General features: G+C 72.2%; 18 protein-coding genes. 12 read left to right on the top strand and 6 right to left on the bottom strand.

What is annotated here, in order from left to right:
- The first annotated feature begins 241 nt into the window (after nucleotides 1–241).
- Nucleotides 242–541 (top strand): WhiB family transcriptional regulator, encoded by a 300-nt coding sequence (locus HNR10_RS27380; protein WP_017588640.1) that lies wholly within the window; start codon nucleotides 242–244, stop codon nucleotides 539–541.
- A gap of 117 nt (nucleotides 542–658) precedes the next feature.
- Here the strand turns inward: HNR10_RS27380 and HNR10_RS27375 are convergent, their stop codons facing one another.
- Nucleotides 659–1,960 carry a phosphoribosyltransferase family protein gene (locus HNR10_RS27375; protein WP_179828471.1) on the bottom strand — a complete coding sequence of 434 codons (1,302 nt, stop codon included), beginning with the start codon at nucleotides 1,958–1,960 and terminating at the stop codon, nucleotides 659–661.
- Between the two features lie 139 nt (nucleotides 1,961–2,099).
- On the bottom strand, nucleotides 2,100–2,660 hold the full coding sequence (locus HNR10_RS27370) for a GNAT family N-acetyltransferase (RefSeq protein WP_179828469.1): 561 nt from the start codon (nucleotides 2,658–2,660) through the stop codon (nucleotides 2,100–2,102).
- 328 nt (nucleotides 2,661–2,988) lie between these two features.
- Here HNR10_RS27370 and HNR10_RS27365 point away from each other — a divergent pair, with 328 nt between their 5' ends.
- On the top strand, nucleotides 2,989–4,170 hold the full coding sequence (locus HNR10_RS27365; RefSeq protein WP_376769807.1) for an MFS transporter: 1,182 nt from the start codon (nucleotides 2,989–2,991) through the stop codon (nucleotides 4,168–4,170).
- A gap of 96 nt (nucleotides 4,171–4,266) precedes the next feature.
- Here the strand turns inward: HNR10_RS27365 and HNR10_RS27360 are convergent, their stop codons facing one another.
- From HNR10_RS27360 to HNR10_RS27350, 3 genes are all read right to left on the bottom strand, one after another.
- Complete coding sequence (locus HNR10_RS27360) at nucleotides 4,267–5,253, bottom strand: hypothetical protein (RefSeq protein WP_179828463.1); 987 nt, start codon at nucleotides 5,251–5,253, stop codon at nucleotides 4,267–4,269.
- Nucleotides 5,254–5,282: 29 nt separating this feature from the next.
- Entirely contained in the window at nucleotides 5,283–6,728 is a 1,446-nt protein-coding gene (locus tag HNR10_RS27355) for a hypothetical protein (RefSeq protein ID WP_179828461.1), read from the bottom strand.
- A gap of 377 nt (nucleotides 6,729–7,105) precedes the next feature.
- The gene (locus HNR10_RS27350; RefSeq protein ID WP_179828459.1) at nucleotides 7,106–8,116 is read right to left on the bottom strand and encodes a YihY/virulence factor BrkB family protein; all 1,011 of its coding nucleotides are present in this window, start codon (nucleotides 8,114–8,116) and stop codon (nucleotides 7,106–7,108) included.
- A 394-nt stretch (nucleotides 8,117–8,510) separates the two neighbouring features.
- Here HNR10_RS27350 and HNR10_RS27345 point away from each other — a divergent pair, with 394 nt between their 5' ends.
- From HNR10_RS27345 to HNR10_RS27305, 9 genes are all read left to right on the top strand, one after another.
- Complete coding sequence (locus tag HNR10_RS27345) at nucleotides 8,511–10,208, top strand: nitrite/sulfite reductase (RefSeq protein WP_179828457.1); 1,698 nt, start codon at nucleotides 8,511–8,513, stop codon at nucleotides 10,206–10,208.
- Between the two features lie 58 nt (nucleotides 10,209–10,266).
- The gene (locus HNR10_RS27340) at nucleotides 10,267–10,464 is read left to right on the top strand and encodes a hypothetical protein (protein ID WP_053619537.1); all 198 of its coding nucleotides are present in this window, start codon (nucleotides 10,267–10,269) and stop codon (nucleotides 10,462–10,464) included.
- Nucleotides 10,461–11,162 carry a phosphoadenylyl-sulfate reductase gene (locus tag HNR10_RS27335; RefSeq protein WP_179828455.1) on the top strand — a complete coding sequence of 234 codons (702 nt, stop codon included), beginning with the start codon at nucleotides 10,461–10,463 and terminating at the stop codon, nucleotides 11,160–11,162. The genes HNR10_RS27340 and HNR10_RS27335 overlap by 4 nt, the downstream gene beginning before the upstream one ends.
- 54 nt (nucleotides 11,163–11,216) lie before the next feature.
- Nucleotides 11,217–11,975, top strand: coding sequence for a sirohydrochlorin chelatase (locus tag HNR10_RS27330; RefSeq protein ID WP_179828454.1), 759 nt, complete (start codon nucleotides 11,217–11,219; stop codon nucleotides 11,973–11,975).
- Nucleotides 11,976–12,006: 31 nt separating this feature from the next.
- On the top strand, nucleotides 12,007–12,678 hold the full coding sequence (locus tag HNR10_RS27325; protein ID WP_179828452.1) for a pyridoxine/pyridoxamine 5'-phosphate oxidase: 672 nt from the start codon (nucleotides 12,007–12,009) through the stop codon (nucleotides 12,676–12,678).
- A 108-nt stretch (nucleotides 12,679–12,786) separates the two neighbouring features.
- Nucleotides 12,787–14,418, top strand: a complete 1,632-nt coding sequence (locus HNR10_RS27320) for an acyl-CoA dehydrogenase family protein (protein WP_179828450.1) — start codon at nucleotides 12,787–12,789, stop codon at nucleotides 14,416–14,418.
- 288 nt (nucleotides 14,419–14,706) lie between these two features.
- On the top strand, nucleotides 14,707–16,869 hold the full coding sequence (gene glgX / locus HNR10_RS27315) for a glycogen debranching protein GlgX (RefSeq protein WP_179828448.1): 2,163 nt from the start codon (nucleotides 14,707–14,709) through the stop codon (nucleotides 16,867–16,869).
- 97 nt (nucleotides 16,870–16,966) lie between these two features.
- Entirely contained in the window at nucleotides 16,967–17,752 is a 786-nt protein-coding gene (locus HNR10_RS27310; protein WP_179828446.1) for a dihydrofolate reductase family protein, read from the top strand.
- Between the two features lie 162 nt (nucleotides 17,753–17,914).
- A complete protein-coding gene (locus HNR10_RS27305; protein ID WP_179828445.1) occupies nucleotides 17,915–18,703 on the top strand; it encodes a GntR family transcriptional regulator in 789 nt (262 codons plus the stop codon).
- Between the two features lie 83 nt (nucleotides 18,704–18,786).
- Here HNR10_RS27305 and HNR10_RS27300 read toward each other — a convergent pair whose 3' ends face one another.
- Nucleotides 18,787–19,206 carry a hypothetical protein gene (locus HNR10_RS27300; protein WP_179828442.1) on the bottom strand — a complete coding sequence of 140 codons (420 nt, stop codon included), beginning with the start codon at nucleotides 19,204–19,206 and terminating at the stop codon, nucleotides 18,787–18,789.
- Between the two features lie 252 nt (nucleotides 19,207–19,458).
- Between HNR10_RS27300 and msrB the strand changes: the two genes are divergently transcribed.
- Nucleotides 19,459–19,899, top strand: a complete 441-nt coding sequence (msrB, locus tag HNR10_RS27295; protein WP_179828441.1) for a peptide-methionine (R)-S-oxide reductase MsrB — start codon at nucleotides 19,459–19,461, stop codon at nucleotides 19,897–19,899.
- Nucleotides 19,900–20,112: the final 213 nt, after the last annotated feature.

Raw genomic sequence — 20,112 nt, 5'->3', positions numbered from 1 at the left:
TACCGGCTCGAACGGAGGCCGTCACCGCCTCCGCCGCCGTTCGTGTGAGAGCACTCCGATACAAGCGGTCAGCGCCGCCGCGGGGTCTCGTGCTTCTCGTGGTCTCAGCCACACCGGGGAACATCGCCACCACCGCGCGGCGTTTGCGTCGTGCGGAGTGACTCACGCCGCATGACCAACTTTTGGTGACTGAAGCTTTTTCCGACAGCTTACTAGTGATTTCAGTAGAGGTGGTTCAAGCATGTCTCAGGTACGTCGGCAGGCCGCGCTGCGCCCCCGCCCGAGCTGGGGGTGGCAGGATGCCGCCGCGTGCCGGGGCGAGGACCTTGTGCTCTTCTTCGGCCCGGACGGCGAACGCCAGCCGGAGCGGGAGATCCGTGAGCGCAAGGCCAAGGAGATCTGTGCTGCCTGCCCGGTCCGCACCGACTGCCTGGACTACGCGATCTCGCGTCCGGAGAAGTACGGCACGTGGGGTGGCCTGAACGAGGACGAGCGCGCTTCGGAGCGCCGTCGCCGTATGCGCCGCGCCAACGCCGCCTGACCGAGCGAGGCTCCCGAGTCCGGCACTGATCTCCCCCGGTGGCCCCGGCCCCCGTCATGACCCGCGGCGCCCCGACGTTTCCACGTCGAGGGCGCCGCGGGTTTTCTCATGCCTTCCTCAGTCGGTGCGGGGCGCCAGGTGCTGGTCGAACCAGTCGAGTGCCTCCACCGCCATGTGCCGCCACTCCTGTGCGCCCTGCAGGAGCTGCTCGGCCCCGGAGACCACCCGCAGGTCGGTCGGCGCGCTCATCCGGCCGCGCGCCCACTCGTTGAGCTCGCGCACGAAGGAGTCGCGGCTCTCCAACAGGATCAGGGACGGCGCGCGCACGTGCGGCAGGCTCGGTTCGGCGAGGTCGATCCGACCGCCGTAGACCACCACCGCGCCCAGGTCCTGCGGCCGCTCGGCGGCGGTCACCAGGGCCGCGGGCGCGGCCGCGCCGGCGCCGAACACGCCCAGGGGCTCGGTGGCCGCGTCGGTGGCCCGGCGCAGCCAGGTGACCGCCGCGTTCAACCGCTCGCCCATCGTCCGGGCGTCCTCGCCGTCGCCCCCGGCCGAGGCGTCCGTCCACAGGTCCAGCAGCAGCGTCGCGTAGCCGGCGCGCTGGAAGACCGAGGCGGCCGCGCGCCAGCGCGGATCGGCGCGCCCCTGCCCGAAGGCCATCACGATCGCGCCGCGCAGTGCGCTCGGCATGGTCAGGTCGCCGTCGAGATAGACCTGACCGGCCCTGATCCGGACCGCGCGGGCCGTGTTCTCCTCCGGCCGCACACGGCCGCGCTCGGCGAGGATCGCGGTGACGTGGCCGTCGGTGAGCTGGCCGAAGTCGCGGTACCACTCCCCCACCGCGTGGAAGTTGTCGGGCACGCTGAGCACGACCAGGGCGTCGGCCTCCTCGCGCAGCATCTCCACCGCCTCCGGGGACGCCACCGGGACGGCCAGGACCACCTGGGACGGGCCGGCCTGGCGCACCATGCGCAGGGCGGCCCGCGCCGTACCGCCGGTGGCGACTCCGTCGTCCACCACCACGCAGTCGCGCCCGGCGATGCGCGGTGCCGGCCGCTCTCCCCGGTACACGCGGCGGCGGCGTTCGAGTTCGACGCGTTCGGCCTCGACGGTGTCGTGCAGTGCCTGGCGCGGGACGCGCAGCCTGGCCAGGGCCTGGTCGTCGAAGAGGACGTGCCCGTCCTCGGAGATCGCGCCGACCCCGGTCTCGGGCCGGCCGGGCAGGCCGATCTTGCGGACCACGAGCACGTCGAAGTCGGCGTCCAGCCGGCGGGCGAGTTCGGCACCGACCGGAACGCCGCCGCGGGGCAGGGCCAGCACGATGGGATCCTCGACGGCGTAGGCGCGCACGCGCTCCGCCAGGCGTCGGCCCGCCTCGGAGCGATCGGTGAAGGGCAGCGACACGGGTACCGGATTCATAGTCTCGCCGGCGCCGGACCTCCTGGGAAAGCCTGGCGCCGCTCCTCTCGGCGTCTCGTGTTGAGCCGTTGGAAAAGTGGTACCGGCATACCCCGCGTCGCGGCCGTTCCAACCCCGCCCGTCGGCAAAAACGGCGCGCTCAGGTCGTCCGAGCGCCGTTCCTCAGGGCCGCCATGAGGAGCGCGTCGTGCCTGCGGCCCTCCCAGAGCAGTGCGTCGCGCATGCGGCCCTCGACCGCGAAGCCGCAGGAGCGGTAGACGGCGATGGCGCGCATGTTGAAGGCGTAGACGTACAGCCAGACCCGGTGCAGCCCGATCTTGTCGAAGGCGTAGTCCAGCACGAGTTCGGTGGCCTCCCTGCCCAGGCCCTGGCCGGCGAACTCGATCGCCGACAGGGCGATGCGGTACCCGGCGCTCTCGTTCTCCGGCGACACCGAGTAGACCGACAGCTCGCCGAGGTAGCGGTGGTCGCCGGGCGAGGTGATGGCCATGTCCATCCGGTCCGTACGCCCGGACCTGCTCCCACACCACTCCCTGGCCTGCGCGTAGGTGAGGTGGCGGTGGGTGCCGGTGAGTCTGCGGACCTCCTCGTCCAGGCTGGCGGCGAAGTAGGCCTCCGTGTGCTCCGCGGCCAGGGGCACCAGGCGGACGCTCCTCCCGGAGAGGGTCGGTGTGTCTCGCAGCGCGCTCATGTTGATCATGTGTGATCTTCCGGTTCCGTCCGGGAGCCGTGGCTGGCACGTCCCCCGGAGTCGGGCGTCGGCGGGCAGGGGCGGAGCGCGCCGTGCGCGGGAGCGGACCGTCGGGGCGCGGACCAGGTCGGGTCGGTCGGGGGCCGGGGGGAGGCTTCGCCGGCGTCCGGGTGGTGGTGGGCGTGTGCGGCAGACCCTCTATGTAAATCGGCCGCGGACCCGATGGCAACCCCCACCGCACGCGGCGGTGAATTCCGGTGTCCTCCTCCGAACGGAATGGATAGCATCTGCGCGCACCGACGATGACCCTGGAGCCGCCTTGAGCAGTACGACCGACATGACCGCCACGCCGCCCCCCGAGGCGCGCAGGGCCAGGGTCGCCGTCTCCACCCTCTTCTTCGTCAACGGGTTCACCTACACCAACGCCGTCCCGTGGCTCCCCGTCATCAAGTCCTCCCTGGGCCTGTCGAACACGGAACTGGGCCTGGCGATCGCGGCGATGCCCACGGGGGCCATCCTGACCGGGATGCTGGCGGGCCCGCTGATCCACTGGTTCGGCAGCGGCCGCACGGCGGTGGGGACGAGCCTGCTGTCCCTGGGAGCGCTTCCGTTCATCGCCCTGGCACAGAACTGGTGGATGCTGGCGGCCGCCCTCTTCGTCCTCGGCAGCGCCGACGCCTGGACCGACTCCGCGCAGAACTCGCACGGCCTGCGCGTGCAGCGGCGCTACGGGCGCACGATCATCAACACCTTCCACGCCGTGTGGAGCCTGGCCGCGGTCGCCGGCGGCCTCCTCGGCGCGGCGATGGCCGGGGCCGGGGTGCCGATCCTGTGGCACCTCGGCGGGGTCGCCGTGGTGCTGGTGGGCGTCAACCTGGCGGCGAGCCGCATGCTGCTGCCCGGCCCGGAGAACAGCGAGCGCGGGGACGGGACCAACGGGCACGACGGGCAGCGGCAGCGGATGCCGGTGCGCGGGGTGGTCCTGCTGCTCATGCTCGCGGTCCTGCTGATGTTCGCGGGCGGGATCGAGGACTCCGCCGCCTCCTGGGGCGCGGTGTACATGACCACCGAGCTCGACGCGTCGCTGTTCCTGGCCGCGATGCCGTTCGTGGCCTGCCAGGCGATGATGACCGTGGGACGACTGCTCGGCGACCGCGTGACCGACCGGTTCGGCGCGGCCGCGGTGGGGCGCGCCTGCGGTCTGCTGGCGGCGGGCGGCATGGCCTTCGCTCTGCTGCTCCCGCACCCGGTGACGACCGTGGTCGGGTTCGGTGTGATGGGCCTGGGCGTGTCCACCCTGTTCCCGCTCACCCTGGCGGCGGCCGGCAACGTCCCGGGCGTGCGCACCGGTGACGGAGTGACCATCGTGGGGTGGCTCGGCCGCGCCGGGTTCCTGGCCTTCCCGCCACTGGTGGGCATGGTCGCCGACACCCTCTCCCTGGGCGCCGCGCTGTGGGTGGTCTCGGCCGGCGGCGTGGCGGCCTTCCTGCTGGCCTCCGCCCTGCGTCCGAGGGAGTGAGCGGCCCACCGGACCGCTGACACGACGAGGGCCCCGGCCGTGGAACGGCCGGGGCCCTCACGCACGCACGGCCCCGAAGGACCGTGCTCGCGGGTACTACGCCACCGGGGACTCGCGGCGGGCGCCGGCCCACAGGGCCAGCACGCCGATCCCGGTCACGACCGCGCCCCCGAGGACGAAGCCCTCGAGGTCGACACCGGTCGTGGGCAGGGGACCGTTGTCGTCACCACTGGACGTGGTGACCGATCCCGTGTCGGCGCCGGAGGTGCTCGGTGCCGAGCTCTCCGGGGTGCCGGTGCCCGGGGCCGAGGTACCGGGTGCCGAGGTGCCAGGAGCCTGGCTCTCGTCACCCGGGTCACCGCCGGTACCGGGGTCGCCACCGTCACCGCCCGGGTCGCCGCCCGGGTCGCCACCGGGGTCTCCACCGGGGTCGCCGCCCGGGTCACCACCGGGGTCACCGCCCGGGTCACCGCCCGGGTCACCACCGGGGTCACCGCCCGGGTCACCGCCCGGGTCACCACCGGGGTCACCGCCCGGGTCACCACCGGGGTCACCGCCCGGGTCACCACCCGGGTCTCCACCGGGGTCACCGCCCGGGTCTCCACCCGGGTCACCACCCGGGTCACCACCCGGGTCACCACCCGGGTCACCACCCGGGTCACCACCCGGGTCACCGCCGGTGTCGCCACCGGGGTCACCACCCGGGTCACCACCCGGGTCACCACCCGGGTCACCACCCGGGTCACCACCCGGGTCACCACCCGGGTCACCGCCGGTGTCGCCACCGGGGTCACCACCCGGGTCACCGCCGGTGTCGCCACCGGGGTCACCGCCCGGGTCACCACCCGGGTCACCGCCGGTGTCGCCACCCGGGTCACCGGGAAGGTCGAGCGGCTCGATGACGGTGTCGAGTGCGCCGTCGACGACCGGAACCAGAGGCTGGCTCTGTGTTTCCGGAGCCGCAGCGGGGACCGACTCGTCCGTGGTCGCGTCCACGGTGTCCGCGAACACCGGGCCGACCGAGAATCCCGCCATGAACAGCGCGGACGCCGTCACGGTGAGGACTCGCTTCTTGGGGGTCATCCCACTCCTTTCTTCTTTCATGGGGATTTCTACTGAGAGGGGATGGCATAGAGGTGGTCGCCGTGGACCACGATGGCGTTGTCGCCCAGGAGTCCTTCTGGCTGCGCGGCGCCCTCGGGGACGTCGCTGGGCATGCCCGAGGCGCTCACGGCGACCGGGGCGCCGTCGAGCTGCCCGAAGACCTGGTCGCCGACGGCGATCTCGGGCACGAAGCCGGGGACCACCGCGGCCTCGCCGGACTCCGGGTCCATGACGACGGGACCGTAGGCGACCACGCGGGTCCCGATCGGCCCGGAACGGTGGCGCACGCCCTCCAGGTCCGCGGGGTCGATGTCGGCGCCGCCGACGGCGCCGCCGTCCTCGCGGTCGTGGAAGGCCAGGTGGATCCCCTCCCCTCGGAGGGGCTCCCAGCGCACGATCACGTACTCGCGCAGGGCGGTGACGATCCCGTCCATCTCGCCCGCGTCCGCCGGGCGCCGGGCGTGGACCTCCTCGGATCCGCCGTCGGTGTCGACCCACTCCCACGGGCCGTTCACGACCGCGTTGAGGACGCGCTCACCGTCGGCCACCAGGGGCGCGGACTCGCCCGGGGGCTCGACCTCGACGAGCTCCCGGCCCACGGGCACGAACGCGGTCTCGGCCGTACGCACGAGTACGGAGTCGCCCACGTACATCGCGGTGGCGTCCGTCGGCAGCGCCACGCTCGTCGGGTCGCCGCCCTCGGTGGGCCAGAACCAGAGGGTGTCGGCCGTCTCCAGCACGATCGCGGTCCCGTCCCCATACTCCACGAAGCGCGGCGCGTCGAGGAACTCCCCCGAACCCGCGGGCAGGTCGACGGCCCACCGGCGCTCACCGTCGGCGCCGAACAGGTTGAGCCGGTCGTCGGGGTCGGTGTAGGCGAGGAGGTCCCCATCACGGCTGACCCCCGGCCTGGTGTTCGGGGCCAGCGGCGCGTCGAAGACCACGGTGTCGTCGAACCCGGGCGGCGCGGGGTGCCCGAGGGCGGCGGCGCCGTCCCCGCCCTCGGTCCCGTCCGCCGTGGCGGGACCGGAGAGGAACCGCGTCGCCACGACCCCGGCGCCCCCGAGCAGCACCAGCGCCAGCACCGCGGCCACGACGATGACGAGGACCCGCCCCCGGGAGGAGCCGCCCTTGCGCGCCGGCGGCGACTGCACGGGGGGCGGGGGCGGCGCGGCGGCGGGCGCCGCCTCGTCCGCCGCCCGCACCACGCCGTCTGGGGTCGCCAGGAGCAGCCAGTAGCCGTTGGCGTCGCGGGCGTCGACCAGCACCGGCTGCCCGATCCTGGCGGCGTAGCCGGTGGCGACGTCCAGCGCGGCACGGCGGGTCTCCTTGGGAGCCGCGCCGGTCACGAGCCGGCGCTGCCCCTCGATGACGATCTCCGCGCTGTGCTCGTCGGGAGCGATGACGATGACGGCTGTGGGCCGGGACTGCCCCGGTCGGGACGCCCGGCTCATGGTGCCTCCGAAGGCATGGGGAACGTGGACCTGTTCGTGTACGTGGTGACGGGGGACCTCGGTCAACGGTGGGTCACCGCTGCCCTGGGGGTTACCGAGCGGTGGCGTTGGCACACGCGTAGTCAATACTGCACGAGATGATACTGACTGACGCCCATGTCGCCTATTCCGGCCAGGGTCGGCAGCAGCGGCCATGCGCGGGGAGCCGTGGGGCCGCGATGCGACCTCTCCCCTTCTGACCTGGACGTTCTCCTTCACCTCGATTCGTCGTCGCGCCGTCCGCTTCGGGCCGACGTTGAAGTGGACACATGGCGAGCACGCGTGGTTCACGCCGAAAATGGCCGGATCCGGCCAGGGCACCGGCGAGCGCGGCGCCGTCAGCGCGCGTGGTACTCGTCGATCGTGTCGATGACCGCCTGTTCGCGGCGCTCGACGAGGCGGTTGGCCCGCTCGAAGCCGCGGGTGGCGATCTCCGCCCGGGCCGCGGCCGTGCGCGCGGTCGGCCACATGGCGTCGATCTCCGAGTTCAGGCTGGAGCCCGCCAGCACGGCGATCGCCATGACGTACAGCCACGCCAGGATGGCGATGGGCGCGGCCAGCGACCCGTAGATGCTCACCTGGCCGAACGAGGCGTCCAGGTAGGCGCGCAGTCCGGCCGACCCGGCGATGAGCACGAGGGTGGCCAGCAGGGCACCCGGCAGGTGCCGCCACAGCGGGGTGCGCACCGGCACGCTGAGCGCGTAGAGGAAGGTGACGGCGGCGACGGCCAGGACCACCACGATCGGCCAGTAGAGGACGTTGAGCCGCCCCACGGTGATGGGCAGCAGGTGGTGGACGAGGTCGGGGCCGGCCACCAGGATCGGCAGCACGAGCAGCGCGAAGAGCAGCGCCCCCAGGTAGCCGACGAAGGCCAGGACGCGCTGGCGCAGCCATCCGCGGAGCTCGTCGAGCCCGTAGGAGATGGTGATGGAGCGGATGAACACGTTCATGGCCCGCGAGCCCGACCACAGGGAGACCAGGAAGGTCACCGACAGCAGACCGCCCTTCACCCCGCCCAGGAACTCGTCCACGAGGGGTTCCACGACACTGCCGACCGTCGCCGGCGTCAGGACCCGGGCCGCCAGGTCCAGGATCCACAGCCGGATCTCCTCGACGAGGTCCTCACCGAGGACCGCGGCGAGCGGACCCAGCGCACCGACCAGGCACAGCAGCAGCGCCGGCAGGGAGATCAGGGAGAAGAAGGCGGACTCGGCGGCCAGTCCGACGACGCGGTCCCTGGCGAAGGCGCGGATGGTGCGCACGACCAGCAGGAGGGCGTTGTGCGTACGGGGGTGACGTCGCAGCCACGCGCCGACGGCCCTCCACAGCCCTTCCCAGAAACCCACCACGGGAGAACGTTATCGGCCCCGCGCCCCGGCCACGCGCGCCGCCGCCCCGTGGAGTGACCTGACTCACCCCGCGCGCTCCCGTCTGGACAAAGCGCGGACCCCCGTGACATTCTCAATGCATGATCGCTGCTCTGGACCCCATGCTCTGCGTGCGCCGCCACGTGGACTTCCTTCGGGTCCGTAGTGCCATCTGTTGCAGCGTCGGTTAATCTCGCCGCCTTTTTGACGCACCCGTGATTCAGGTGTGCGCGCGGCCCCGGCGCTCTCCCCTTCTTCGATTCCCACACACGTGGACTCACTCCTGTTCGCCTGGCACGACGACGTGCGGCGCTGGAGCCAGTGGTGCGGGCGCCGGGACCGTGTGCACCCCGCGACCCCATCGGAGACACCCGCGATGCCTCCCTCTTCCGCGCAGCCCGGCAAGTCCGCGACGGCAGCCAAGCCTCGGCGCCGCCGTGGCGAGGGCCAGTGGGCCCTCGGCTACCGTGAGCCGCTGAACAAGAACGAGGAGAACAAGAAGAACGACGACGGGCTCAACGTCCGCGACCGGATCGTCAACATCTACTCCAAGGCGGGTTTCGACTCCATCGACCCCGCCGACCTTCGTGGGCGCTTCCGCTGGTTCGGCCTCTACACCCAGCGCGCCCCGGGCATCGACGGCGGCAAGACGGCCGTTCTGGAGCCCGAGGAGCTCGACGACCGCTACTTCATGCTGCGCGTGCGCATCGACGGCGGGCAGCTGTCGGCGGCGCAGCTGCGCGCGGTCGCGGAGATCTCCCGCGACTACGGGCGCGACACCGCCGACATCACCGACCGCCAGAACGTGCAGTACCACTGGATCCGCGTCGAGGACGTGCCCGCGATCTGGGACAAGCTGGAGTCGGTCGGGCTGTCCACCATGGAGGCCTGCGGCGACACCCCGCGCGTGATCCTGGGCTGTCCGCTGGCCGGTGTCGCCGAGGACGAGGTCCTGGACGCCAGCCCGGAGATCTTCCAGGTCAACGAGGACCACATCGGCAGCCCGCTGTTCTCGAACCTGCCGCGCAAGTTCAAGACGTCGATCTCGGGCTGCTCGTCGTACTGCACCAACCACGAGATCAACGACGTGGCGTTCGTCGGTGTGCGCAACGAGGCGGGCGAGGCCGGCTACGACCTGTTCGTCGGCGGCGGCCTGTCCACCAACCCGATGTTCGCCCAGCGTCTGGGCACGTTCGTGCGCCCGGACCAGGTGAGCGAGGTCTGGGCGGGGGTCTGCTCGGTCTTTCGCGACTACGGCTACCGCCGGCTGCGCACCCGCGCGCGGATCAAGTTCCTCATCAAGGAGTGGGGCGCGGAGCAGTTCCGCCGGGTGCTCCAGGACGAGTACCTGGGCTACGAGCTGCCGGACGGCCCCGCGCCGGAGCTGGACCCGGGCCTGGAGCGCGACCACGTGGGCGTGCACCGCCAGCGCGACGGGAAGTTCTACGTCGGCTTCACGCCCAAGGTCGGGCGGGTCTCGGGCACCGCGCTGTTGCGCATCGCCGAGATCGCCGAGGAGCACGGGTCGGACCGGATCCGCACCACCGCCGACCAGAAGCTCGTGATCCTCGACATCGACGAGGACCGGGTCGACTCCATCACGGCGGCGCTGGAGTCGGAGGACCTGCAGGTCAACCCCAGCACGTTCCGGCGCCAGACCATGGCGTGCACCGGGATCGAGTTCTGCAAGCTGGCGATCGTGGAGACCAAGGGCCGCGCCGCCACGCTCATCGACGAGCTGGAGAAGCGGCTCCCCGACTTCGACGAGCCGCTGACCATCAACGTCAACGGCTGCCCGAACTCCTGCGCCCGCATCCAGGTCGCCGACATCGGCCTCAAGGGCCAGCTGATGATGAACGACCGCGGCGAGCAGGTCGAGGGCTACCAGATCCACCTCGGCGGCGGCATGGGTCTGACCTCGTCCTTCGGCAAGAAGATCCGCGGCCTGAAGACCACCGCGGACGACCTGCCGGACTACGTCGAGCGCGTCCTGCGCCGCTACCAGGCGCAGAAGCAGGACGGCGAGGCGTTCGCGACCTGGGTCGGCCGAGCCGACGACGCCGACCTGACCTGAGCCGTGGCGGGCCCGACCGCGGGCCCGCCACGCCCACCGACGAAGGAAGAGGTGCGCCATGTCCGAGAGGGCCGCGCCCTACTACTGCCCCTACTGCGGTGACGAGGACCTGGTGCCCGAGGAGGGCGCCGCCGTGCAGGGCGAGGGATACCCCTGGGCCTGCCTGTCCTGTGCCCGCGTGTTCCGAGTGAAGTACGTCGGGTTGCGCTCCGCGTCGCTGAGCGCCCCCTCCAGACCGACGGAAGGGAATTCATGAACGCCACGATCACCCCGGTGGGCGGCCCCGAGCTCGCCGAGCGCGCCGCTCGCGAACTGGAGGAGGCCTCCGCCGCGGAGATCATCTCCTGGGCCGCGCGGACCTTTGGCGACGGCCTGTGCATGACCTCCTCGATGGCCGACGCCCTCATGGTCGACCTGGCGTCGAAGTCGGTGCCCGGGATCGACGTGGTCTTCCTGGACACCGGCTACCACTTCCCCGAGACCATCGGCACCCGCGACGCCGTGGCCTCGGTCTACGACATCAACCTCATCAACGTCGAGCCGGTCCGGACCGTGGCCGAGCAGGACCTGGCCCTGGGCCCGCGCCTGCACGGGCGCGACCCGGCGATCTGCTGCCACCTGCGCAAGGTGGAGCCCCTCCAGAGGGCGCTGGAGCCCTACAGCGCGTGGCTGACGGGCCTGCGCCGCGAGGACTCGGTGACCCGCCGCGACACCCCGGTCGTGCAGTGGGACCGGCGCCGACGGATGACCAAGGTCAACCCGATCGCGCGGTGGACCCAGGAGCAGGTCGACACCTACATGGCCGAGAACGGGGTCATGGTGAACCCGCTCCAGTACGACGGCTTCCCCTCGATCGGCTGCGAGCCGTGCACCCGGCGCGTGGCGCCGGGCGAGGACCCGCGCAGCGGCCGCTGGGCGGGCACCGGCAAGACCGAGTGCGGCATCCACGTCTGAACCGCGGGCGGGGGCCGGACACGGCCCCCGCCCCCCGACGCTGCGACGGAGACGATGAGTACGACCCTGCTGGCCGTGGCACACGGCAGTGCCGACCCGCGTTCGGCGGCGGCGGTGTCCGCGCTGTTCGAGCGCGTGCGATCCCTGCGCCCGGGCCTGGACGCGCGTGTGTGCTACCTCGACCACACCGCCCCCAGCGCCGAGGAGGCGCTCGCCGAACTCGCGGCGTCCGGCGCGGGTGAGGTCGTCGTCCTGCCGACGCTGCTCACCGCGGCCTTCCACAGCAAGGTGGACCTGCCCGGCGTCCTGGCCGGGGTCCGCGAGCGGAGCCCCTGGCTGCGTGTGCGCTACGCCGACACCCTGGGCCCGCACCCGCTGCTGCTGGAGGCCGTGGAACGGCGGCTGGCCCAGGCGGGGGCCGCCGCGGACCCGGGGACCGCCCTGGTCCTGGCCTCCGCCGGTTCCAGCGACCCCGAGGCCAACGCCACCGTCCGGGCGATGGCGGAGCGTCTCGCCGAGCGCGGCCCCTGGCGCGAGGTGGTCGCCGCCTTCGCGTCCGCGGCCGCGCCGACCCCCGGGGAGGCCGTCGCCGACCTGCTCGGCCGCGGAGCCGAGCGGGTGGCCGTGGCCACCTACCTGCTGGCCCCGGGCTTCTTCGCCGACCGGGTGCGCGAGCAGTCGGCCGCGGCCGGGGCCCGGACCGTCTCCGAGGCCCTGGGCGACGTCCCGGAGCTGGCCCGCGTCGTGCTGGAGCGCTACGACGCCGCGGTGGCCCGCGCGCTTGCCCCCACCGGCCGCGCGCCCGGACAATAGCGGGGCACACGACGTTCCAGGGGAGGCACCGTTGACGGACGCACGAGACGGGATCAGGGATCGGCTGCGGGGACTGCCGGTGTTCGCCGGTCCGCTGGCCTCGTTCGATCCCGCGAAGGCGCCGTCCGACCCCGCCGAGCTGTTCGTCGCGTGGTTCGACGAGGCGGTCGAGGCGGGGGTGGCCGAACCGCACGCGATGACGGTGTCCACGGTCGACGACCTGGGAGCACCGTCCTCGCGGGTGGTGATCATGAAGGACTTCACGCCCGAGGGCTGGTGGTTCGCCACCACGACGACCTCGCGCAAGGGCCGCGACCTGGCCGCGAACCCGGCCGTGGCCCTCACCTTCTACTGGGGCCCGCAGGGACGCCAGGTCCGCGTGCGCGGAACCGCCGAACTGGCGAGCGCGCAGGAGTGCGCCGCCGACTTCCTCGCCCGCCCCCTGGAGTCCAGGGTCGCGGGACTGCACGGGCACCAGAGCGAGCCGCTGGCCGACCTCGCCGAGATCGACCGCACCGCCGACCGGAGCCGGGAACGCCTGGTGGAGCACCCGGACCTCGTCCCCGACGACTGGGGCCTGTACCTGGTGACCCCGGTCGAGGTCGAGTTCTGGCAGGGCGACCCGGACCGCCGGCACACCCGCCTGGCCTACGAGCGCGTCGAGCCGGGCGCCGCCTGGCACCGCGCCCTCCTGTGGCCCTGACCCCGGCCCGAGCGCCCCGCTGAACCGAACCCGGTTCGGTTCAGCGGGTCGGACCCGGGTACGATGCGGTCACTCTCCATCCCGGAAGCCGAAGGACGGTAGGCGACGATGCCCCCGACGCACGAGGTGTTCAACCAGGCCACTCCCCTCGGCGACTACGCCGCCGCGGACGATCCCGCGCTGCTGGAGGGCCTGCGGCGCGAGGGTGCGGAGTGGGCGGAGCCGGAGGTCCGCGAGGTCGGCGACGCCGCCGGGTCCGAGCGCGTGCGCGCCTGGGGCGAGTCCGCCAACGCCTATCCCCCGGTGCTGCGCACCCACGACCGCTACGGGCACCGGATCGACGAGATCGACTACCAGCCCGCCTACCACGTCCTCATGGACCAGGCCGTGGAGCACGGCCTGCACGCCGCTCCGTGGGCCGACGAGCGCCCCGGCGCGCACGTGGCCCGCGCCGCCAAGTTCTTCCTCTGGTCACAGGCGGAGAGCGGCCACGGGTGCCCGCTCTCGATGACCTACGCCGTCGTGCCGGCGCTGCGCCACGCGCCGGCGCTCGCCGAGCGGTACGAACCGCTGCTGACCTCCCGCTCCTACGACTTCGGGCTGCGCGCGCCCCTGGGCAAGCGCGGCCTGATCGCGGGCATGTCGATGACCGAGAAGCAGGGCGGCTCGGACGTGCGCGCCAACACCACCCGGGCGGTCCCCACGGCCGAGGGCCACTACCTCCTCACCGGGCACAAGTGGTTCACCTCCGCCCCGATGAGCGACTTCTTCCTCACCCTGGCCCAGGCGCCCGAGGGGCTGAGCTGCTTCCTGGTCCCCCGGGTCCTGCCCGACGGCTCCCGCAACGCCCTCCTCGTCCAGCGGCTCAAGGACAAGCTCGGCAACCACTCCAACGCCTCGGCCGAGCTGGAGTACGACGGCGCGGTCGCCCACCTGGTCGGCGAGCCCGGCCGCGGCGTCCCCACCATCATCGAGATGGTCAACTGCACCCGCCTGGACTGCGTCATCGGCTCCGCGTCCGGTATGCGGGCCGCCCTGACGCACGCGCTGCACCACGCCGAGCACCGCGCCGCGTTCGGGCGGACGCTCGTCGACCAGCCCCTGATGCGCAACGTCCTGGCCGACCTCGCCCTGGAGTCGGAGGCCGCCACCACGCTCATGACGCGCCTGGCCGGCGCCGTGGACCGCTCGGTGCGCGGTGACGCGGCCGAGACCGCGTTCCGCCGCCTGGGTGTGGCGGTCGGCAAGTTCTGGGTGACCAAGCGCCAGCCCGCCCACGCCGCGGAGGCGCTGGAGTGCCTGGGCGGCAACGGCTACGTCGAGGAGTCCGGCATGCCGCGGCTCTTCCGCGACTCCCCGCTGAACTCCATCTGGGAGGGCTCGGGCAACGTGGCCGCGCTGGACGTGCTCCGCGCGATGGCCCGCAGCCCGGAGTCGCTGGAGGCCTTCCTCGGCGAGGTCGGCGCCGCCTCGGGCGTCGACGACCACTTCGACGCCGCCCTCAAGCGCCTGCACCAGGCCCTGGGCGACCTGGACGAGGCCCAGTACCGCGCCCGCTCGGTCGTGGAACTGATGGCCCTCACCCTCCAGGCGTCACTGCTGCTGCGGCACGCGCCGACCCCGGTGGCCGAGGCCTTCACCCGCACCCGGCTGGGCGGCGAGTGGGGCCGGGTGTTCGGCACCCTGCCGCGCGGCGTCGACACCGCCCTCATCCTGGACCGCGCCCGCCCCCGGCGGTGAGCGGCACGTGTCCGCCCAGAGAGAATTCGTGGTTTTCGCCAATCCCGAATACCCCAACAAACCCAGATAATTCCTGGGACATACCACCCGTTTCGCCACTCCTCCGATGATCATCGGCGCTGGTCGGCATACTTCGGTGACGGGAGCGGAAGTAAGTAGTCGTCACCAACGCAACCGCCCGCTTTCGGACGGTCCGCGGTCCGGTGCGCGCCTCCCGGAAACGGGACCCCGGGGCGCACCGGAGCCACGGGCCCCGGGAGCCCCGATACCAAGAGACTGACGACGCCTATGGTGGAAGTCTGGCCAGGTAGTTCCTATCCGCTCGGTGCGACCTACGACGGGTCCGGCACCAATTTCTCCCTCTTCTCCGAAGCGGCCGAACAGGTCGAACTGTGCCTGTTCGACGACGACGGCGAGGAGACCCGCATACCGCTGACCGAATACGACGGATTCGTCTGGCACGGATACCTCCCGGGCGTCGGCCCGGGACAGCAGTACGGATACAGAGTCCACGGCCCCTACGCACCGGAACAGGGGCTGCGGTGCAATCCGCACAAACTTCTCACCGACCCGTACGCCAAGGCCCTCAACGGCAACCTCACCTGGCACGAGTCGCTGTTCAGCTACCACTTCGCCGATCCCGACCGCAAGAACACCGCCGACAGCGCCCCCTACGTGCCCAAGTGCGTGGTGGTGAGCCCGTTCTTCGACTGGGGCAACGAGTCCCGCCCGCGCACGCCCTACCACGAGACGGTGATCTACGAGGCGCACCTGCGCGGCCTGACCATGCGCCACCCGGGCATCCCCGAGCACCAGCGGGGCACCTACTCCGGGCTCGCGCACCCGGTGATGATCGACTACCTCACCTCGCTCGGGGTGACGGCGGTCGAGCTCATGCCCGTGCACCACTTCGTGCCCGAGCACGCCATGGTGGCGCGCGGACTCACCAACTACTGGGGCTACAACACCCTGGCCTTCCTCGCCCCGCACAGCGGGTACGCGGCGCGGGGCTCGCGGGGCCAGCAGGTCCAGGAGTTCAAGGCGATGGTGAAGTCGCTGCACGAGGCGGGCATCGAGGTGCTCCTGGACGTGGTCTACAACCACACCGCCGAGGGCGACCACATGGGGCCCACGCTCTCGCTCCGGGGCATCGACAACATCGGCTACTACCGGGTCAGCGACGAGGACCAGCGCTACTACCTCGACTACACCGGCTGTGGCAACAGCCTCAACGTCCGCTACCCGCACTCACTCCAGCTCATCATGGACTCACTGCGCTACTGGGTCCTGGAGATGCACGTGGACGGGTTCCGCTTCGACCTGGCCTCGGCGCTGGCGCGGGAGTTCCACGACGTGGACCGGCTGAGCACGTTCTTCGACATCGTCCAGCAGGACCCGGTGATCTCCCAGGTCAAGCTGATCGCCGAACCCTGGGACGTGGGGCCCGGCGGCTACCAGGTGGGCAACTTCCCGCCGCTGTGGACGGAGTGGAACGGCAAGTACCGCGACACCGTCCGGGACTTCTGGCGGGGCGAGCCCGTCCTGGGCGAACTCGCCTCGCGCCTGGCCGGGTCCAGCGACCTGTACCAGAACGACGGCCGCCGCCCGGTGGCCTCGATCAACTTCATCACCTGCCACGACGGCTTCACGCTCGCCGACCTGGTCTCCTACGACCACAAGCACAACGAGGCCAACGGCGAGGACAACCGGGACGGGACCGACGACAACCGGTCCTGGAACCACGGGGTGGAGGGGCCCACCCAGGATCCGGAGATCATCACCCTGAGACGCCGGCAGATGCGCAACTTCCTCACCACCCTGTACCTGTCGCAGGGGGTCGTGATGCTCTCGCACGGCGACGAGGTGGCCCGCAGCCAGGGCGGCAACAACAATGCCTACTGCCAGGACAACGAGATCTCCTGGATCGACTGGAAGGGCGCCGGGCTGGACGGGGAGGAGCCCGACAACGACCTGTTGGACTACGTGCGCACGCTGGCGCGCCTGCGCCGGGAGCACCCGGTCTTCCGGCGCAGGCGGTTCTTCCACGGAAGCCCGGTGGAGGGCTCGCGGTCGGGCCGCGACGGCCTGCCGGACATCGCGTGGCTGCGCCCGGACGGCGAACCGATGTCCGGGGCCGACTGGAACGCGGCCGGACGGGCGCTGGGGGTGTTCCTCAACGGGGACGCCATCACCGAACCGGACCCGCGCGGACGGGGAATCCGCGACGGTTCCTTCCTGCTGCTGCTCAACAGCGGCGCGCAGGCGGTGGACTTCACCCTGCCCGGCAAGGAGTACGGGATGGCGTGGGAAACCGTCCTGGACACGGCCGAACCGGACGTGGGCGGGCGCCCGTCGGTGCCCGCCTCGGGCCCCGTCCGGGTGATCGACCGCGCCCTGCTGCTCCTGCGCAGGGTCTCGCACCGCACCGGCCGGACCACCCGCCGCGTGTGAGGTCGGACCCGCCCGGGCGGGTCCCTCGGGTCCCGCCCGGGCGGCGCGGCTCGCGCCGCCCGGGCCCGGCGGGCGGGAAGCCCTACCCTTGGTGACCATGTCGCCGAACAACCCGGACCACGCGCCCTTCCGCGAACTGCTGCCCCGGCCCGGGGCCACCGACGTGGACCTGGCCGCCGCCTACGCCTACCCCGTCGGCCTGGACCGGCCCTGGGTGCGCGCCAACATGGTCGCCAGCGCCGACGGCGGCGCCGTCGGCCCCTCCGGGCGCAGTCTCGACCTGTCCTCGGTGCCCGACCGCCGGGTGATGGGCGTCCTGCGCGGGCTGTGCGACGTCGTCCTGGTGGGGGCGGCGACCGCGCGGGCGGAGGGGTACGGACCCGTCCGCGCCCGCCGGTCGTGGGCACCGCTGCGCACCGGCCGCCCGGACACGCCGCGCGTGGCGGTGGTCTCGCGCTCGCTGGACCTGCCCGAGGCCCTGCTGACGGACGCGCCCGAGGACGCGCGCACGCTGGTGTTCACGACCTCGCACGCCCCGCCCCTCCGCCTGGAGCACGTGCGTGAGCACGCCGACCTGGTCGTCGTCGACGGTGTGTCCGTCGGGCCCGAGCACGTGGTGAACGGGCTGGCCGAGCGCGGGCTGTACCGGGTCCTCACCGAGGGCGGTCCGCACCTGCTGGCGGAGTACGTGGCCGCCGGGCTCCTGGACGACCTGTGCCTGACCCTGAGCCCGCACCTGCTGGGCTCCGGCGCGCCCCGGATCGTCGCGGGGGGTTCCGGCACACCGGGGGCGCCGGAACACGCCTCCGTCCAGAGCACACCCGTGCGCATGGCACACCTGTTGGAAGCCGACGGGCACCTGTTCGCGCGTTATCTCCGGTAAACGCTCCCCCACGGGACCCGCGCGCTACGCGTCGATTTCGGCCACCCCCCAACCACGCATGAACCGCCCCGGAATCGGACATACCCGATGTGTGTCTCCGGTGGAAAGCACCGGGCACGCCGCATCGACGGGGCTTACCGGCTTGGCCCCCCGGCCGAGAGGATGAACGTAGTGCCGACGTCCGACAACGGGTCCCCTCCGGTCTACCGAGAGATCGCCGAGGAGCTACGCGGACAGATCCGCTCCGGACGGTACGCCGACGGCGACCGCCTCCCCGGCGAGAACTCCCTGATGGAACGTCATGGTGTCGCGCGAGCGACCGCACGGCAGGCGCTCTCCGTCCTGATCAACGAGGGCCTGGCCGTGGCCGTGCGCGGCTCCGGCATCTACGTCCGCCTGTTCCGACCGGTACGAAGACACGGGGCCCGCCGCCTGTCCAAGGAGCTGTGGGGCAACGGGCGGGCGATCTGGCAGACCGACAGCGAGGACCGCGGCTACGAGGTCGACCGGCTGCGTGTGGAGGAGGCGGCCGCCGGGGACCACGTGCGGCGTGCGCTCGGGCTGTCCGAGGGCACGGTCGTGGTGCGGCGGGCCCGGCGCTACCTCGTGGACGGCCGCCCGGTGCAGAGCGCCGTCTCCCACCTGCCCCTCTCCCTGCTCGGCGCACCGGAGGACTCCCCCGCGGCGCGCAGGATCAGGGAGCCCGACTCCGGCCCCGGCGGGATCTACGCGCGACTGGCCGAGCTGGGCCGGGCCCCGGCCCGCTTCACCGAGGAGATCCGGGTGCGGATGCCGACCCCGGAGGAGAGCGAGGAGCTGAACCTGACGCCCGGGACGCCGGTCCTGGAGGTGGCGCGCACCGCCCTGACCGCGCAGAACGTGCCCGTGGAGTTCAACGAGATCACCATGGACGGCTCCGCGTACGTGCTCCAGTACGACTTCGACGCCTGAGCCGGCCGCGCACACGCGCACCGGGACACACCGCACACACGAGGAGGGGCGCCCGCGGGCGCCCCTCTGCCGTTTCGGTCGGCTCATGCTCGGTCGGCTCGATTTCCGTTTCCCGTCCTGCCTCGGCCACCACCCCGCTTGGAGGCGAACACCAGATACCCCAGCGGCAGGATCGCCAGCCCGACGGCCAGCGCCCCCGCCGCGGCGAAGAACGGACTCTCCGGTTCGGTCATCGCCCACTGGGCCATCCCGAACCCCAGGAACACCGCCAGCGCCAGCGCGCCGACGGCGACCGCGCTCGCCAGGAGCAGCAGACCGCGATCGGTCCAGGGCTCGGGCCTGGCACGGGCGATCCCCGCCACCGTGGCACGGGCACTGAGCTCCGACGCCCAGCGCACCTCCCCCGCGACCGCGGCCACCCCGGCGGAGGCGGCGCGGGCACGGACCCTGGCTCCCGCGGTGACCTGGTCCAGCCACCACAGTCCGTATCTGATTCTTCCCACACGCAGTGGTCGGCGAGTCACTCTGAGTGCTTGTTGTGCCGCTACAGCCATGCCACCTGCCTCAGTGCACATCTCGACCGCTGACCCTGTGTGGTGGCCTACCCTGCACAATCCGTCCCGAACGTTGCGCATAGTGAAGTTACGGGTATCTGGCCCCTAAGGATGATTTACCTAGCTTCGTAGATATCTGCGGCATTTGTCGTGCAAGGGGCCATGGCAGCGCCCGGGCACGATTCGGGGTAGCGTCTCACCATGGCTGACTCAGATCCGACCCCGGACACCAGCGACGGAACGGCAGGCATTCCACGGACCGACCAGGAGTGGCGCGAGCGACTCAGTGCCGAGGAGTACGCCGTGCTCCGGCAGTCCGGCACCGAGCGCCCCTGGAGCGGCGCCTACGTCGACACCAGGACGACCGGCGTCTACCGTTGCCGGGGATGCGGGACCGAACTGTTCCGCTCCAGTGAGAAGTTCGACTCCCACTGCGGCTGGCCCAGCTTCTTCGACCCGGCCGACAGCGACGCCGTCACCCTGCTCGACGACACCTCGCTGGGCATGGTGCGGACCGAGGTGCGGTGCGCCACCTGCGACTCCCACCTGGGCCACGTCTTCCGCGGCGAGGGATACGCCACTCCCACCGACGCCCGGTACTGCATCAACTCCGTCGCGCTCACGCTGGAGCCGACGGAGTAGGTTGGCGTACCATCCAGGTCCCGGGTCACGAGCCCGCCGACCACCGCCCCCGGTGGCCGGCGACGTCTCCGGCGGCCGCGCCACGGCCACAGCCGGATCAGGGATAATCACATGACGTGCGACCGGGTGCACCCCCTCGGCCCGGGGTGCACGGCGCGGACGGACGGAGCACCCGCACGCCCGCGCACCCGCCAGACCCGGCAGGCACCGGGT

Origin of the sequence: Nocardiopsis aegyptia, from assembly GCF_013410755.1 — a bacterium.
GTDB classification, from domain to species: Bacteria; Actinomycetota; Actinomycetes; order Streptosporangiales; family Streptosporangiaceae; genus Nocardiopsis; species Nocardiopsis aegyptia.
The sequence above is the reverse complement of the archived record's forward strand: the minus strand, read 5'-3'. Positions and strand labels throughout refer to the sequence as shown.